Origin of the sequence: Sorangium sp. So ce295, from assembly GCF_051527405.1 — a bacterium.
Classification (GTDB): domain Bacteria; phylum Myxococcota_A; class Polyangia; order Polyangiales; family Polyangiaceae; genus Sorangium; species Sorangium cellulosum_B.
The window spans coordinates 3,677,584-3,693,471 of sequence record NZ_CP150324.1 but is presented as its reverse complement, the minus strand read 5'-3'; the positions used below and the strand labels follow the sequence as shown (position 1 = coordinate 3,693,471).

Below are 15,888 nucleotides of genomic sequence, written 5' to 3'. Positions count from 1 at the left end.
TGACTGACGCGAGTCGCTCGGAGACAGTGCGCCGCGGCCCCGGGCGACGTCGTCCCCGGGGCCGTGGACCCGCGCGCTGGCGGCGCGACCCCCTCCCGATGAAGACGATCAAGCCCCAGAAGCTCGGCCTCCTCCACAGGGTCTTCGAGGACGGCAGCGACTGCTATCTGTCCGTCACGGTCCTCGCGTTCTTCTCGTTCGGCCCGCCGGCAGCCCTGCTCTCCGAGATCGATCTCTGGAAGTTCACCGCGGCCGAGCTCGGCAAGGACGCGGTGCTCGACATGGGGATGCCCAAGCCGCGGGGAGAGCTCCTGATCTCGGGGCGGGCGTACCCGCCCGGGGGCCGCGCGCCGGCCTGCGCGGTGCGGGCGCGGCTCGGCGCGGTGGACAAGACGCTCTACGCCATCGGCGACCGGATCTGGCGGCGCGGGGTGCCCACCGAGCCGGAACCGTTCACCGAGATGCCCATCGCCTGGGAGCGCGCCTTCGGCGGCCCGGAGTTCGCCCAGAACCCCGTGGGCAAGGGGGCCCAGCCGGTCGAGACCGAACGGGGCGAGATCCACCCGCTCCCGAACATCGAGCTGCCGAAGCCGCTGATCACGTCGCCGAGCGACCAGCCCGCGCCCGCGGGCTTCGGCCCGCTCGACCTCATGTGGCCGCAGCGCTTCGGCAAGATCGGCACGTACGACCAGAAATGGCTCAAGGAGAGGTTCCCGGGCTTCGCCGAGGACACCGATCTCGGCATGTTCAACGCGGCGCCGGAAGACCAGCAGATCCAGGGGTTCTTCCGGGGCGACGAGCCGCTCTTGCTGGAGAACATGCACCCGGAGAGGCCCGTCATCGAGGCGGCGCTGCCGGGCGTCGCGGCGCGCGCGTTCATCAACCGGAAGAGCGGAGGCGAGGAGACGTTCGGGGAGGTGGCGATGCGCCTCGAGACCGTGCACCTCTTCCCCCACGCCGAGCGCGGCGTCCTCCTGTTCCGGGGGATCGCGCTCGTCGACGAGGACGACGCGGCCGACGTGCTGCAGATCGTGATCGGCGCGGAGGCGCTCGGCGCGCCGAGGCCCGCGGAGCACTACCGCGAGGTGCTGAGGCAGCGGCTCGACCCCAAGGCAGGGCACCTCGCGTCGCTGCGCGAGAGCGATCTGCTGCCTGCGCTCCCGCCCGGAGCGCGGCCGCCGCGCGACAAGTCCGACGTGGAGCGGCTGCTCGAGAGCGACGATCTGCTCCGGAAGAACCTCCAGGGCGGCGCGCGGCGCAGGGCGGAGGAGAACCGCCAGAAGGCGCGCGCGACCGTCGTGGAGCTCGGGCTCGACCCGGCGCAGTTCGGCCTCGAAGGAGAGGAGGAGCCCGTCGTGGAGCCGGTCATCCCCGACATCGAGGAGCTGGGGCCCTTCGTCGAGGAGCTCGAGGCGCGCGCGGAGCGGGAGCAAGCCGAGGCGGAGGGCCGCCGGGCGAAGGCCGAGGCCGAGGCGCGCGCGGCCTACGCGGCGGCCGGGATGGACTACGACGCGCTCCAGGAAGAGGCGATGAAGCAGGCCGCCGGCCCGCCGAGGTTCTCGGCGAAGGCCGAGCGCGAGCGGCTGGAGGATCTCGCGACCCTGCTCGCGAACGCGGGGTACCCGAACGCCGAGCTCGAGGAGACGCTCGCGGATCCGGCCCTCGATCGGAAGCTCGCCCGGATGGAGGCGCAGGTGATCGAGGGATACCGGCAGACCGCGCACTTCGGCCCCGAGGCCGGCCGGCTCGCCGGCGAGGCCGCGCGGCGCCTCCGCGAGGAGGTGATCGAGGCGCACCGCGCGGGGCGCTCGCTCGCCGGGCGCGACCTGACCGGCGCGGATCTCTCCGGCCTCGATCTCCGGGGCGCGACGCTGACCGGCGCGCTGCTCGAGGGCGCGAGCCTCGCGGACGCCGACCTCACGGGCGCCGACCTGGAGAAGGCGGTCCTCGCGCGCGCCGACCTCTCGCGCGCCGCGCTCCGGGGCGCGAAGCTCGAGGAGGCGAACCTGGGGCGGGCGAAGCTCGCGGGCGCCGATCTCTCTGGCGCCGATCTCTCCGGCGCGGTGCTCTACCAGGCAGATCTGACGGGCGCGTCGTTCCGCGGCGCGGAGCTCACGCTGGCCGACCTGTCCGAGGCCACGCTGCGCGACAACGACCTCTCCGACGCGCTGGCGCAGCTGCTCACGCTGCTCCGGGTCGACCTCGCCGGGTCGAAGCTCGCCGGCGCGGATCTCTCGCGGTCCACCTTCATCGAGTGCAAGCTCGGCGGCGTGGATCTCTCGGGCGCCCGGCTGATCTCGACGGCGTTCTTCTCGTCGGAGGGCCGAGGCGCCGTGCTCCGGGGCGCCTTCGCGGAGAACCTGCGCATGGTCAAGGAGTGCGACTTCGACGGCGCCGACTTCCACGGCGCCACGCTCACGGGCGCGAACCTCCGCGGGGCGAGCCTCGCCGGCGCCGATTTCACCGAGGCGTGGATGAACGGCAGCGATCTCGGCGAGTGCGACCTGCGCGGCGCCAGGATGGCGTGGATCGCGGCGCGCGAGGCGCGGTTCGTCCGCGCCGACCTCACGGACGCCGATCTGACGTGCGCCGATCTGATGCAGGGCGTCCTCCAGAAGGCAAAGCTCATGGGCGCAGACTTCACCCGGGCCAACCTCTTCCGCGCCGATCTCGCGAAGGTGATCGGCGACGATCGGACGCGCTTCGAGGAGGCGAACCTCCGGGAGGTGCGCTTCGTGCCGCGGAGGCCGCGTGGACAGGGCTGAGCTCATCGCGAAGATCAAGGGCGGCGAGACGATCGAGGGCGCCTGCCTCGACGGCGAGGACCTCGGCGGCGCCGACCTCTCGGGCGGGCTCTTCGAGCAGGTGAGCTTCAAGGGGGCGCGCCTCGCCGGGGCCACGTTCAAGGAGTCGATCCTCACCGCGTGCGACCTAACGGGGGCGGATCTGACCGGCGCCAACCTGCACCACGCGGCGATGCACCGGTGCGCGCTCGCGCAGGCGAAGCTCGCACGGACGACCTGGGCGGCGGCGCAGGTCGCCGAGTCCGATCTGTCGCTCGCCGATCTCTCCGAGGCGGACCTGGTCATCGCGGCGTTCGCAAGCTCGCGCTTCGCGGGCGCGAGGCTCGCGCGCGCGAACCTGGATCGCACGGTGCTCGTCGACGCGAACGTGGAAGAGCTCGATCTCTCGGGCGCGCGGCTCGAGTTCACGCACCTGATCCGGGCGGACATGACGTCGGTGGCGCTGGCCGAGGCGCGCTGCCGGAGCGTCGTCTTCATCGGCGCCCGGTTCGCGGGCATGGACCTCTCGGGGCTCGACTTCACCCTGAGCCAGTTCACCGACGCGGATCTCTCCGGGGCGAACCTGACCGGCGCGAACCTCACGCAGTGCGGCTTCAAGGGCGCGAAGCTCGCCGGCGCTCGGCTCGACGACGCCAGGGCGGCGAACGCGATCTTCGTCGAGGCCGATCTGACGGGCGCGAGCCTGCGCGGAGCGCAGCTGACGCAGGCGATCTTCGTGGACGCCGCGCTCGGAGGCGCCGACCTCGCGAGGGCCAGCCTCGAGCAGAGCATCTGGCACCGCGCGCGCTGCGAGCGCGCCCGCTTCCCGGGCGCGGAGCTCACCTACGCCGACTTCTCCCACGCCGACGTGCGAGGGGCGGACTTCACGGGGACGGCGCTCTTCCGGGCGCGCTTCCACCGGACGCGGGACGAGGGGGCGATCTTCACGAGCCGCGCGCTCGCGCTGGGCGACGACGAGCCGCTCGCCGAGGCGGAGGCGTGGCAGGACAGGCTTCGAGGCAAGGCCGGCTGAGCCGGCGCGGGAGGCGCGGTGCGAAACAACGTTGCGAGGAAGATCGAGACGATCGAGCCCGAGGCCGCGAAGCAGGAGGCGGGGCGCGTGGTGCGCGCCGCGGGCGGCGCGTTCGTGGTGGCCACCGGCTCCGCCGAGCTCGAGGCGCGCCGCGCGGTGAGCTGCATGGTGGAGCCGGCGGCGGGCGACGTGGTGCTCGTCTCGGTGCTGCCGGAGCGCGGCGCCTACATCCTGGCGGTGCTGGAGCGGCAGGGCAGCGACCTCTGCGTGGTGCTGGACGGGGACCTGCACGTGAAGCTGCCGAGAGGGCGGTTCGTGCTCGGCGCCGCCGAGGGCGTGACGCTCGCGTCGGGCAAGGAGGTCGGGGTGGTGGCCGGCGAGCTGAAGGTCAACGCGCGCCGCGGCAGCCTCCTCGTGGAGAGCCTGTCGTACCTCGGGACGGCGGTGCAGGCCGAGATCGAGAAGGCGAAGGTCAAAGCGGCGGCGTTCGACGCGTCGTTCGAGCGAGTGACGCAGCGGCTGAAGCGGGTGTACCGCTTCGTCGAGGAGCTCGAGCAACTCCGGGCGGAGCGCGTCGACTACGTGGCGAAGAAGAACATGAGCCTGCGCGGCGAGAACACGCTCGTGACGGCCGAGGAGCTGGTCAAGCTCGACGGCGCGCAGATCCACCTCGGCTGAGCCTCACGAGAGGAACGGGAGGAGAACAGCGATGTTTGCCAATTCGCAGATGATGGGTATCGACATGGGGCTCCCGGACGTGTGTTTGACGCCGACCCCGGCGCCGGTGCCCGTGCCCTACCCCAACATCGCCGCCGGGCCGATGGGCGTGCCGGCCGTGTACAACGTGCTCTTCATGGCCGCGCCGGCGCACAACCTGGCGACGACGATCCCGCTGACCAACGGGGACAACGCCGGCGTCGCGATGGGGGTCGCGTCGGGCACGGTGATGGGGCCGAGCCGCCACCTGACCGGGGCATTCTCGGTGCTGATCCGCGGGATGCCGGCGAGCAGGCTGACGAGCATGTCGCTCCAGAACAGCACGAACTGCCCCGGGGTGCGCGTCGTGCCGAGTCAGGTGAAGGTGCTGATGCTGGCGCCCTGAGGGGCCCGCGCGGCGACCGCACGGGCCGTATCAGGGGCACACGCCGCGAGCAGCCTCACCGACCGGGTCGGGGGCCGCTCACGGCGAGCGCATCACGACGGTAGAACGGGTTCGGTCAGGCCTTGCCGCCGAGCCCGAAGCCATCGTGCAGCGCACGGACGGCCAGCTCGGCGTACTTCGTCGAGACAAGACACGAGATCTTGATCTCGCTCGTGGAGATCGCCTGGATGTTGATCCCATCCGCCGCGAGCAGCTGGAACATCCGCGCCGCCACGCCCGCGTGCGTCCGCATCCCGAGTCCGACGATCGACACCTTCACGATGTCCTCCTCGTAACGGATGCTCATCGCGCGCACGGCGCTGGCGACCTTCTCCATCACGAGCTTCGCCCGCGGGAGATCCGCCTTGCCGACGGTGAACGTGACGTCGGCCTTCACCTCGCCGGACGTGCCGCGCGTCTCCAGGCCGTAGCTCGGCGCGTTCTGGATGATCATGTCGACGCTGATGTTCTCCTCGGCCAGCGCGCCGAAGATCTGTGCCACCACGCCCGGCTTGTCGTCGACGCCGACGAGCATGACCCGCGCCTCGTTCCGGTCGAGCGCCACGCCCGTCACCGTCACGCTCTCGAGAGACTGCTCCTCGCTGACGACCCACGTGCCCGGCACGTCCGAGAACGATGACCGCACATGCACCGGGACACCGTACTTCATCGCAACCTCCACGCTCCGTATCTGAAGGACCTTCGCTCCCAGCGAGGCGAGCTCCAGCATCTCTTCGTAGCTGATCCGCTCGATCTTCCGCGCCGTCTTGCAGATGTTCGGGTCCGTTGTGTAAACGCCGTCGACGTCCGTGTAGATCTCGCACTCGGCACCGACCGCCGCCGCGATCGCCACGGCGCTCGTGTCGCTGCCGCCTCGGCCGAGCGTCGTGATGTTGCCCGCGTCGTCCACGCCCTGGAACCCGGCGACCACCGCGATCTTCCCCCCGGCGAGCGCCTCGTGCAGCCGCTGGGCGTCGATCGCCTTGATCCGCGCCTTCGTATAGGCGCTGTCCGTCAGGATCTTCAGCTGGTGGCCAAGGAAGCTCCGCGCCTTGCCCCCCTGCGCCTGGATCGCAATCGCCATCAGCGCGGCCGAGACCTGCTCGCCGGTCGCCGCGAGCGCGTCCATCTCCCGCGCGTCGGGCACGGGCGCGATGTCCGACGCCAGCTTGAGCAGCCGGTTCGTCTCGCCGGACATCGCGCTGACGATGACCACGACGTCATGACCGGCCTGCTGTGTGGCGAGCGCCCGCGCGGCCGCCCGCTGGATGCGCTCGATGGACCCGACGGACGTGCCGCCGAACTTCTGGACGATGAGGCTCACGCGAGGTGTGGCCAACTAGTCCAACACAGACGCCCAGGTCAAGGACAAATTCGGCAGCCGCGCGCCGGGCGAGCCCGTCCCACGCACGACACGCCGCGGAGGAACCGCGGCGACGCCGTCAAACCGGGGATAGCCCGGACAACCGTGCCCGGAGCAGCCGCGATCGCCGGGAATAAACCCCAGGTTCAGCCGCTTCGGGTCGGCGCTGTTGACAGAGATCCACCCGCCGCTACGATGGCGCCGCCTTTCGCCTGGGTAATGGGTGATCCAGGGTGCCACAACGGCGCGCCCTCTGGTCAGTGCGGGGGGGATCGCCAGGGGCGAACGACGGAGCCGGGCGCTCCGCTTCTCAAGGAACCATCTAAGGAGGTCATTTTGGCTAGCGATGTGATGATCGAGGCGAGCTCGCTGACCAAGCGCTATGGGTCGCTGCGCGCGCTCGACAAGGTGAGCTTCGAGGTCCATCGCGGCGAGGTCGTCGGCTTCCTGGGACCGAACGGGGCCGGCAAGTCGACGACGATGCGCATCCTCACCTGCTTCCTCTCGGCGTCGGCCGGGACGGCGCGGGTCCACGGGTACGACGTCTTCGACGACCCGCTCGATGTCCGGCGCAAGCTCGGGTACCTGCCCCAGCGCGCCCCGCTCTACGGCGAGATGAACGTCTGGGAATACCTCTCGTTCGTCGCCGACATGCGCGGCCTCGATCAATCGCTCTTCCAGAAGCGAATGAAGGGGATCGTCGAGGTGTGCGGCCTCGCCCAGGTGCTCGGCAAGGACATCGGCACGCTCTCTCACGGCTATCGCCAGCGCGTCGGCCTCGGCCAGGCGCTCGTCCACGACCCCCCGATCCTCATCCTCGACGAGCCGACGAGCGATCTCGACCCGAACGAGAAGGCGGAGGTCATCCGCTACATCAAGGAGATCGGCAAGGAGCGGACGATCCTCCTCTCCACCCACAACCTGTCCGAGGTCGAGGCCGCCTGTGCCCGCGCCATCGTCGTCTCCAAGGGGCGCGTCGTCGCCGACGGCCCGCTCGACGAGATCCGCGCCAAGAGCGGCAAGGTCCGGTACGTCGTCACCGTCCACGAGAAGAAGGTCTTCGAGGGCGGCGACGGTTACCGGTCGGGCGCGCGCAAGCCCCCGACGGCCCAGGAGGTCCAGGAGGCGCTCTCCGGTCTGCCCGGGGTCACCAGCGTCACCGAGCTGCCGACCGGCGACAGCGCCCACAGCTTCCAGCTGCTCGGCGCGCTCGGCGGCGACATCCGGCCCGAGCTCTTCCAGCTCGTCGTGCAGAAGGGCTGGCTCCTCCTCGAGATGCGGCGCGACTCGCAGAGCCTCGAGGACGTGTTCAAGGCGCTCACGCGCGGCGACGAGCGCAAGGACCGCGGCCGCAAGCTGATCACCGACGACCTCGACGACGAGGACGAGGCGAGCGCGTCGGCCGACGACGAGGACGACGAGGACGACGAAGACGACAGCGCCGGCGACGAAGCCAAGGACGGCGGCGACGGCGGCGAGGACGAAGGCGCAGAGGAAGAAGCGCCCGCCAAGAAGAAGGGCTGAACGGTATGAGCACCACCCTGACCATCGCGAAGCGGGAGTTCCGCTCCAACTTCGATTCCCCCCTGGCCTATGTCGTGATCTGCTTCGGGCTGATCGCGCTCGGCGTCATCTTCTTCCTGATGAACGGCGGCTTCTGGCAGGCGGACCGCGCCTCGCTCGTGCAGCTGTTCAGCTGGGCGCCGATAGGGCTCTCCTTCCTCATCATCCCCGTCATCACGATGCGGCTCCTCGCCGAGGAGAAGCGGAGCGGCACGCTGGAGATGCTGATCACCCTGCCCGTGCAGGATCACGAGGTCGTCCTCGGCAAGTTCCTCGGCGCGTGGGGGCTCGTCCTCGTGCTCGTCTTCTCGACGATCCTCTACCCGCTGATGATGTTCGTGTGGCCCTGGCACCTCGGCGCGCTCGACAGCGGGCCGGTGCTCTCGGGGTACATCGGCCTCGTGCTCTACAGCGCGGCGGCGGTGTCGATCGGCCTCCTCATCTCGTCGCTGACCGACAGCCAGGTGATCGCGTTCTTCATCACCTTCCTGGTGCTCGGCTTCCTGCACGGCGTGGACAACCTCGCCGACTACGCCCCGTCGCTCTTCCGCGACGTCCTCTCCTTCATCAGCTTCGACACCCGCCTCACGCCGTTCGCGCGCGGCATGGTGTCCACCCGAGACATCGTCTTCTTCCTCTCGATCACAGCGGGCTGCCTCATGGCCTCGTTCAGGGCGCTCGAGCGCAGGAAGTGGGCGTAAGGACCAACCATGGAACGGAAAGCCAAAGCCGCGACGCAGACAGGCGTCTACCTGGCCATCGTCGCCGCCATCCTCGTGGCGGCCAACGTCATCTCGTACGGCGCCTACAAGCGCTTCGACATGACGAAGACCGAGAGGTTCACCCTCTCGAAGGGCTCGGCCCACCTCGTCCGCGAGGGGCTCAAGCAGGATCTCCAGATCGACGTCTACGTCACCCGGGGGCTCCCGAAGCACGAGGCGTTCATCCAGGACCTCACCGACCTCATGAACGAGTACGAGCAGGCCTCGAACGGCAAGCTCCACTACGCGATCATCGAGGCGAAGACGGACGAGCAGCGCGCCGCCGCCAAGGAGGCGGGCCTGCAGGAGGCCGCCTTCGGCGAGGGGAGCGAGACCGGCCAGGATCAGGCCACGATCACCCGCGGGTTCATGGGCATCGCCTTCAAGTACGGCAGCGAGAAGGAGGCGATCCCGATGCTCTCGCCGGACCAGGCGCAGGGCCTCGAGTTCTGGATCACGAACACCATCCGCGAGATCCGCGACAAGGCGGACGCCATCGACACCAAGATCGGCGTCGTGACCGGCAAGGATGAGATCAAGCTGACCGACGCGAACCTCGTCGCGTCGCAGGGCGGCCGGGGCGGCGGCCCGTCGATGCGCGCGCTGCTCGAGCACCACTTCCCGTTCTACAAGTTCGAGGACGTCGACCTGAAGGGCGGCGACAGCGAGATCAACAAGGAGCTCGCCGGCCTCGTGATCACGCAGCCGGGCAAGGAGTTCACCGAGAAGGAGCTGCGCCGCATCGACCAGTTCATGATGCTCGGCAACAAGGCGCTCGCCGTGTTCGCCGGCGCGGTGAACCTCAAGGCGTCCGACCCGGCGATGAAGGCGTCGCTCAACACCTGGGGCCTCGAGAAGCTGCTCGACGGCTACGGCGTCGAGATGAAGAAGGAGGCGATCCTCGACTGGAGCCGCTCGATGGCCATCCCGGTGCAGACGCAGTCGGGCCAGATGATGTGGTTCCGCGCGCCGGGCATCCTCCAGCTCCAGGAGGACAGCCGCTTCGACGAGAAGGAGCAGATCCTCGACTCGTCGTTCCCCGGCTTCTTCCGCCTCCCCGAGCTCGCCTTCCCCTTCCCGTCGACCCTCGTGCCGCACCCGGAGAAGCAGCCCGAGGCGACGATGAAGGTCGTCGCGCGCTCGACGCCGAAGACGACGGTCGACGTGTCCGAGGCCATCGACATGAAGTTCTCGGCCGACTGGAAGCCGAAGGGCGAGTACGCGCAGCGCGCGATCGCCGTGACGGTCGAGGGCAAGCTCAAGAGCGCCTTCGGCGGCCAGGAGGGGCTCGGGATCAGCGCCCCCGCGGAGAGCGCGGACAAGGGCCGGATCCTCGTGCTCTCGGCGTCGCAGTTCCTCGCGAACCCGTTCGCCCGCTCGGGCAACCCGCCCCCCATGCCGCCGCAGATGGCGATGATGGGCGGGATGGGCGGCGACGAGGATCTCCTGATGCTCTCGCAGCCGTACGCGCAGAAGTACCTGACCGCCACCATCCTGGCGTTCAAGAACACCCTCGACTGGATGGCGGGGGACAGCACGCTGCTCGCCGCGACCGCGAAGATGTTCGGCGAGACGAACCTGACCTACGCGGGCATCGAGAAGCCGAAGCAGGAGGCCACGGACGACGAGGCCACCCTGGCCAAGAAGGCCGAGGAGTACCGGGCGGAGCGCAAGACCGTGCAGCAGCGCGTGCAGTGGACGCTGACGCTCCTTCCGGCGGCGCTCTTCGCCGTGTTCGGCCTCATCCGGTGGCGGCGTCGCGAGAGCGCCCGCGAGAACATCACGCTCGACTGAGCCAGAGCCCCATCGGGTGAAAGAGCCATGAAGACCGAGCACAGAATCTACATCGCCCTCGCCGTCCTCGCGCTCCTCGGCCTCGGCGTGTACTTCACGCAGAAGAAGCAGAAGGACGAGCTCGCCGCGCACTCGGCGACCGCCGCCACGGCGGATCTGCCGAAGGTGGGGGTCTCGAAGGAAGACGTCGAGAAGGTCACGAAGATCTCGATCAAGAACGCCGACAAGTCCGACGTGACGCTCGAGAAGAAGGGCGACACGTGGGAGGTCACGAAGCCCGTCAACGCCAAGGCGAACGCGGCGAACGTCCGGAGCCTCCTCGACAACCTGAAGGAGCTCAAGCTGAAGGAGGTCATCGACCGGACGAGCGGCACGTACCCTCAGTACGAGCTCACCGACGAGAAGGCGGTCCACGTCGTCGCGTACAAGGGCGAGGAGAAGGCGCTCGACCTGTACTTGGGCAAGAGCGGCTCGCGCGGGCAGATGGCGCGCGTCGACGGGCAGGACGGCGTCTACGTCGCGGGCGGCTACTCGAGCTACCTCTACACGCGGGAGCCGAAGAACTGGCGCGAGACGTCGATCCTCAAGTTCGAGGACGAGAACGCCATCCAGGTCTCGGTCGAGAACAAGAACGGCCTGTTCAGCTTCTCGAAGAACGACGACAAGTGGGCCGGCACGTTCGCTCCGCGCGACAAGGGCGGCAAGCTGGGCGCGGCCTCCGCGAAGTGGGAGAAGTTCGACGAGGCCAAGGTGAAGGACCTGCTGCGCGCCTACAAGAACCTCGGCGCGGAGGACTTCGGCGACGAGAAGTCGGACACCGGGCTCGACGCGGCGGCCTCGAACGGCGGCATCATCACGATCAAGCTGAAGGACAACGCGGGCGACTTCACCGTCAAGGTGGGCAAGACCGCGAAGGGGTCGAGCCGCTACGCCACGAAGGAAGGCGGCGACGGCACGATCTACGTCCTGTCGTCGTGGTCGGCCGACTGGGCCCTCGCAGAGCCGAAGAGGTTCGAGAAGACCGAGAAGAAGGACGACAAGAAGGGCGAAGACGCCCATGAAGATGAGGCGGCGGGCCACATGGGCCTGGACGACGGCGAGTAGCAGGCGACGTCGCGTGTGAGAGCGGGAGGCGCTGGGAGACCGGCGCCTCCTTGCATTTTGTGCGCCCGCCTCCCGAAGCCCCGCCGGCGAGACAACCTCAACCTGGGTCGGCGCCGGCAACCTCAACCTGGGTCGGCGTCAACCTCAACCTGGGTCGGCGCCGGCAACCTCAACCTGGGTCGGCGTCAACCTCAACCTGGGTCGGCGCCGGCAACCTCAACCTGGGTCGATGCAATCCAATCGGCCCGGTGTGGCTCTCGCGTCACGCGAACCTCGATTCGCACTCAGGGGCCGATGTGACGAATATTCGACGCACTCTGCGCACGATTTTTCGTCACCTATGACCCTCGCGCCCGGGGGAATCAGAGGCGTTCACGGCGGAATCAAGCCCAAACCCTGGATTCCCGTGTTTTCTGTTTGCCCTGGCTCGATTTTCGCTTATGGCTGCGCTCACTCAGGCCCCCCGCTGTCCTTAGCGGACGGATCACTACGTCCGGCCGACCTGAGCCGCCAGAGAGCCTATGCGCACGTTCGTCGAAGTCCTTCAGCAGAATTCGGTGCACGCCGACCGCGCAGTCACGTTCGTTCGCAGCTCCGGGGAGGAGCGGGCGATCAGCTACGCCGAGCTCTGGCTCGAGGCGAAGCGCCGAGCGTACGCGCTTCGCAAGCTCGGGCTCCGCAAGGGCGACCGCGTCGCGCTGATCCTGACGGAGGCCGACGAGTTCGTCCTGACCTTCGTGGGCGCGCTGACGGCAGGCATCGTCGCCGTCCCGATGTACCCGCCGCAGTCGCTGGCCAAGCTCGAGGCGTACGGCGAGACGGTGCAGCACATCCTCGAGGCGTCAGGCGCCAGCGTGCTCGTCACGAACGAGCAGCTCAAGGAGATGATCGACGCCTACCTCGCGGCGAACGGAGAGAGCCGTGAGGCCCTGCCAGGCCTACGCGTCGTCCTCGAGCGCGATCTGCGCGCTGGCGATGGGTTCGACGCGTCCGAGGCATCCCACGCGGCCGAGCCCTGGCGCGTGTCCCTCGACGACCTCGCGTTCCTGCAGTTCACTTCGGGGAGCACCTCGCGGCCGAAGGGCGTGATGGTGACCCACCGCAACCTGACGGTGAACAGCCACGCCATCATGTTCGACGGGCTGCGCTCCACGCCGGAAGATCGCGGCGTCAGCTGGCTGCCCCTCTACCACGACATGGGGCTCATCGGCTTCGTCATCGCGCCGCTCTACGCGCTCGTGCCGGTGATGTTCCTGCCGACGACGGCGTTCATCCGCCGCCCCTCGCTCTGGCTCGACGCGATCCACAGGTTCCGCGGCACGATCACCTTTGCCCCGAACTTCGCCTTCGCCCTCGCCACGCGCGCCGTCACCGACGCGCAGGCGGGCAACTGGGACCTCTCCTGCGTGCGCGCGCTCGGGTGCGGCGCCGAGCCGATCCAGGCCGACGTGCTCCGCGCGTTCCTCCGCCGCTTCAGCGAGCGGGGGCTCCGCCCGGAGAGCATCCTTCCCTCGTACGGCATGGCCGAGGCCACGCTGGCGATCACGTTCAGCGACCTCAAGGCCCCGCTCACCACCGATCGCGTGGACGCGAAGGCGATGCAGGCCGGGAAGGCGTGGCCGGCGAACGGCGGCGCGTCGCTGGAGCTCGTCTCCTGCGGTCGCCCCCTCCCCTGCCACGAGCTCATCGTCGCGGGCCCCGACGGATCGCCGCTCGGCCCGCGTGAGGTCGGGGAGATCTGGGTGCGCGGCCCGAGCGTCGCCGCCGGCTACTTCAACGAGCCAGAGGCGACGGAGGCCGCGTTCGGAGGGGGCTGGCTGCGGACAGGCGATCTCGGCTATACGGTCGCCGGCGAGGTGTACCTGTGCGGCCGCTCCAAGGACCTCATCATCCTGGGCGGCAAGAACTACTTCCCCCAGGACATCGAGCGCATCGCGTCCTCCGTCGAGGGGGTGCGCGACGGCCACTGCGTCGCGTTCTCGTGCCTCACCGCCGAGGGGGCCGAGCGCGCGATCGTCGTCGCCGAGGCCAAGCGGAGCGTCGCCGGCGTCGCGCAGGCGATCACCCAGGCCGTGCGCTCCCAGCTCGGCGTGCAGCTGTCCGAGGTCGCGCTGATCAAGCGGGGGACGCTGGCGAAGACGTCGAGCGGGAAGGTGCGGCGCCGCGAGATGAAGCGGCGCTTCGAGGCCGGCGAGCTCGAGGTCGCCTCGGACATTGACGAGGGCGCGACGCCCTCTCCCCATGGCGACGTGGTCCGCGCGGGCGGCCCTGTGTCGCGAACCGAAGGGGGCCGCGCGGGCGGCGCCCCGGCACGTGTCGAAGGAGTCATCGATGGGATCCAGTAAGGCCGAGGTCGAGGTCAGCTACGACGTCTCGAACGAGTTCTTCAGGCTCTGGCTCGACGAGCGCATGAACTACACCTGCGCCGTCTACGAGTCCCCCGAGCAGTCGCTCGAGGCCGCGCAGCTGAACAAGCTCCGGATCCTGTCGGACTTCGCCAAGGCGGGGCCCGGGAAGAAGGTGCTCGACATCGGCTGCGGCTGGGGCGCAGCGCTCGAGTACGTGGCCACGGCGCGCGGCGTGACGCGCGCGGTCGGCGTCACCCTGTCCACCGCGCAGGCCGCCGAGGTGAACGCCCGGAAGATCCCCGGCGTCGAGGTGGTCGGCGGCGACTTCCGGACCTTCGCGACGGCCGAGCGGTTCGACAGCCTCATCTCGATCTGCATGATCGATCACCTGTGCTCGCCGGAGGAGGCGCGCCAGGGCAAGGCGATCGACATCTATCGGGCTTACTTCAAGAAGGCCTGGGAGCTCACGAACAAGGGCGCCTGGTTCGGCCTCCAGACCATCCTCCGCAACCGGACGCCGCGGATGACGCCCTGGGGCGGGCTCCCCGCCGGCACGAGGAAAGAGCTGGAGGACATCTACTTCGTCACGAAGGAGATCTTCCCCGGCGGCCTGAACCCTCGGCTCGAGGACATCATCCAGGCGGCGAACCCCTACTGGGAGGTGATGCAGGTCAACACGCGGCGCGAGCACTACCAGCGCACCACCGCGGAGTGGCTCCGCCGCCTCAAGCTGAACGAGAAGACCATCCGGTCGACGTGGGGGGACAAGGTCTTCGACGACTACGATCGTTACCTGTCGACGTGCGTGAACGCGTTCGACAAGCACTACAGCTCCCTCGCTCAATACGAGCTTCGCAGGATCGACTGAACCATGACGGACAAGACCAATCTGCTCGAGATTTTCAAGACGGTTGCCGCCCGGGTGGACAAGCGCGAGTTCCCCAATGTCACCGCGGCGTCTGTGATCACGGAGCTCGGCATCGACTCGCTCTCGATGATGCAGATCGTGGGAGAGATGGAGACCGAGCTCGGGATCATGATTCCGGACGAGGATCTGGTCGAGCTCATCACGGTGGGCGACCTCTGCAAGAAGGTCGGAGAGCGGCTGGAGGCGATCGTATGAGCCGGCTGGAGGAGAAGATCTTCCAGGAGTACATGACGTTCTTCGAGAAGGCGGAGCGCGAGCGCCGCTGGAACGTCTTCCAGGACATCCCGTGGGAGCGCGTGAACAAGGAGGCGAGCGAGGAGCTCGCCCTGTGCGCGGAGACCTTCTGCTCGGTCGAGATGTACCTGCCCGACTACGTGGCGAACGGCATCAACCTCGTGCGGAAATACTTCGGCCAGGCGTGGTTCCAGGCCAACTGGGCCTACGAAGAGTCGAAGCACTCGCTCACGCTGATGCAGTACCTCCTGCGCTCCGGAAAGCGCACGGAGGAGCAGCTCAGCGATCTGCAGCACCAGATCTTCGCGAAGAAGTGGGACCTCCCGTTCCACACGCCGCGGCAGATGACGTTCTACGGCTGCGTGCAGGAGATGGCGACGTTCGTCATCTACGTGAAGCACCGGGAGCGGGCCGCGACGGAGGGCGACGAGTGCCTGCGGACGATCTACGACTACATCGCCCGCGACGAGATCGCCCATTGCCGCTTCTACCAGAGCGTCGTCAAGGTGCTGCTCGAGGAGGACCGGCCGGGGACGCTCGCGGACATGGCCCACGTGTTCGCGAACTTCGAGATGCCCGGCGTCGGGATCGTCCCGGACTACGACTCGCGCATCCTGAAGATGCGCGAGGCCGGCGTCGACCGGAACGTGTTCATCCAGAAGGTCTACATGCCGATCCTCAAGTACCTCGGCGTGAACCGGCACGAGATGCTCGCCGCCCAGCGCACCGCGCTCGATCTTCGCCGCGGCGGTGAGCGCCGTGACCCCTCGATCGAGGGCCTCGCAAGCGCTCCCAACCTGGACAACACTGCGCCCCAGGCGCTGTCCGCCTGAACC

The 15,888-nt window shown here is 68.9% G+C and carries 13 protein-coding genes; 12 read left to right on the top strand and 1 reads right to left on the bottom strand.

The genetic code is table 11. The features are described from left to right. Positions 1-98 precede the first annotated feature (98 nt). Genes WMF11_RS14160 through WMF11_RS14145 form a run of 4 tightly spaced genes read left to right on the top strand, consistent with a single transcriptional unit; the run spans position 99 to position 4,918 of the window. Positions 99-2,765: a DUF2169 family type VI secretion system accessory protein gene (locus WMF11_RS14160; RefSeq protein ID WP_437977828.1), complete on the top strand. Its 2,667-nt coding sequence runs from the start codon at positions 99-101 to the stop codon at positions 2,763-2,765. Beyond that, entirely contained in the window at positions 2,752-3,816 is a 1,065-nt protein-coding gene (locus tag WMF11_RS14155) for a pentapeptide repeat-containing protein (protein WP_437977827.1), read from the top strand. The genes WMF11_RS14160 and WMF11_RS14155 overlap by 14 nt, the downstream gene beginning before the upstream one ends. Positions 3,817-3,834: 18 nt before the next feature. Beyond that, positions 3,835-4,494, top strand: coding sequence for a DUF3540 domain-containing protein (locus WMF11_RS14150; protein ID WP_437977826.1), 660 nt, complete (start codon positions 3,835-3,837; stop codon positions 4,492-4,494). Positions 4,495-4,525: 31 nt separating this feature from the next. Continuing rightward, on the top strand, positions 4,526-4,918 hold the full coding sequence (locus tag WMF11_RS14145) for a DUF4150 domain-containing protein (RefSeq protein WP_437717505.1): 393 nt from the start codon (positions 4,526-4,528) through the stop codon (positions 4,916-4,918). Positions 4,919-5,033: 115 nt separating this feature from the next. Here WMF11_RS14145 and WMF11_RS14140 read toward each other — a convergent pair whose 3' ends face one another. Next, on the bottom strand, positions 5,034-6,281 hold the full coding sequence (locus WMF11_RS14140; protein ID WP_437329235.1) for an aspartate kinase: 1,248 nt from the start codon (positions 6,279-6,281) through the stop codon (positions 5,034-5,036). Positions 6,282-6,656: 375 nt separating this feature from the next. Between WMF11_RS14140 and WMF11_RS14135 the strand changes: the two genes are divergently transcribed. From WMF11_RS14135 to WMF11_RS14100, 8 genes are all read left to right on the top strand, one after another. Continuing rightward, on the top strand, positions 6,657-7,844 hold the full coding sequence (locus WMF11_RS14135) for an ATP-binding cassette domain-containing protein (RefSeq protein WP_437977825.1): 1,188 nt from the start codon (positions 6,657-6,659) through the stop codon (positions 7,842-7,844). Between the two features lie 5 nt (positions 7,845-7,849). Then, positions 7,850-8,584, top strand: a complete 735-nt coding sequence (locus WMF11_RS14130) for an ABC transporter permease (RefSeq protein ID WP_437552361.1) — start codon at positions 7,850-7,852, stop codon at positions 8,582-8,584. Positions 8,585-8,593: 9 nt separating this feature from the next. Further along, a complete protein-coding gene (locus tag WMF11_RS14125) occupies positions 8,594-10,438 on the top strand; it encodes a GldG family protein (protein ID WP_437552360.1) in 1,845 nt (614 codons plus the stop codon). A gap of 27 nt (positions 10,439-10,465) precedes the next feature. Continuing rightward, on the top strand, positions 10,466-11,542 hold the full coding sequence (locus WMF11_RS14120; RefSeq protein ID WP_437908927.1) for a DUF4340 domain-containing protein: 1,077 nt from the start codon (positions 10,466-10,468) through the stop codon (positions 11,540-11,542). A 521-nt stretch (positions 11,543-12,063) separates the two neighbouring features. Beyond that, entirely contained in the window at positions 12,064-13,887 is a 1,824-nt protein-coding gene (locus WMF11_RS14115; RefSeq protein ID WP_437977824.1) for a fatty acyl-AMP ligase, read from the top strand. Beyond that, positions 13,874-14,758, top strand: a complete 885-nt coding sequence (locus WMF11_RS14110; RefSeq protein WP_437552357.1) for a class I SAM-dependent methyltransferase — start codon at positions 13,874-13,876, stop codon at positions 14,756-14,758. Before WMF11_RS14115 ends, WMF11_RS14110 begins: the two co-directional genes overlap by 14 nt. A gap of 3 nt (positions 14,759-14,761) precedes the next feature. After that, the gene (locus WMF11_RS14105) at positions 14,762-15,013 is read left to right on the top strand and encodes an acyl carrier protein (RefSeq protein ID WP_437281439.1); all 252 of its coding nucleotides are present in this window, start codon (positions 14,762-14,764) and stop codon (positions 15,011-15,013) included. Beyond that, entirely contained in the window at positions 15,010-15,885 is an 876-nt protein-coding gene (locus tag WMF11_RS14100; RefSeq protein WP_437908925.1) for an acyl-ACP desaturase, read from the top strand. The genes WMF11_RS14105 and WMF11_RS14100 overlap by 4 nt, the downstream gene beginning before the upstream one ends. Positions 15,886-15,888 lie beyond the last annotated feature (3 nt).

Bases quoted from the DNA above. Each gene is read 5' to 3' on its own strand.
- WMF11_RS14115 (WP_437977824.1), top strand. From the start codon at position 12,064: ATGCGCACGTTCGTCGAAGTCCTTCAGCAGAATTCGGTGCACGCCGAC.
- WMF11_RS14120 (WP_437908927.1), top strand. From the start codon at position 10,466: ATGAAGACCGAGCACAGAATCTACATCGCCCTCGCCGTCCTCGCGCTC.
- WMF11_RS14110 (WP_437552357.1), top strand. From the start codon at position 13,874: ATGGGATCCAGTAAGGCCGAGGTCGAGGTCAGCTACGACGTCTCGAAC.
- WMF11_RS14145 (WP_437717505.1), top strand. From the start codon at position 4,526: ATGTTTGCCAATTCGCAGATGATGGGTATCGACATGGGGCTCCCGGAC.
- WMF11_RS14125 (WP_437552360.1), top strand. From the start codon at position 8,594: ATGGAACGGAAAGCCAAAGCCGCGACGCAGACAGGCGTCTACCTGGCC.
- WMF11_RS14105 (WP_437281439.1), top strand. From the start codon at position 14,762: ATGACGGACAAGACCAATCTGCTCGAGATTTTCAAGACGGTTGCCGCC.
- WMF11_RS14100 (WP_437908925.1), top strand. From the start codon at position 15,010: ATGAGCCGGCTGGAGGAGAAGATCTTCCAGGAGTACATGACGTTCTTC.
- WMF11_RS14130 (WP_437552361.1), top strand. From the start codon at position 7,850: ATGAGCACCACCCTGACCATCGCGAAGCGGGAGTTCCGCTCCAACTTC.
- WMF11_RS14160 (WP_437977828.1), top strand. From the start codon at position 99: ATGAAGACGATCAAGCCCCAGAAGCTCGGCCTCCTCCACAGGGTCTTC.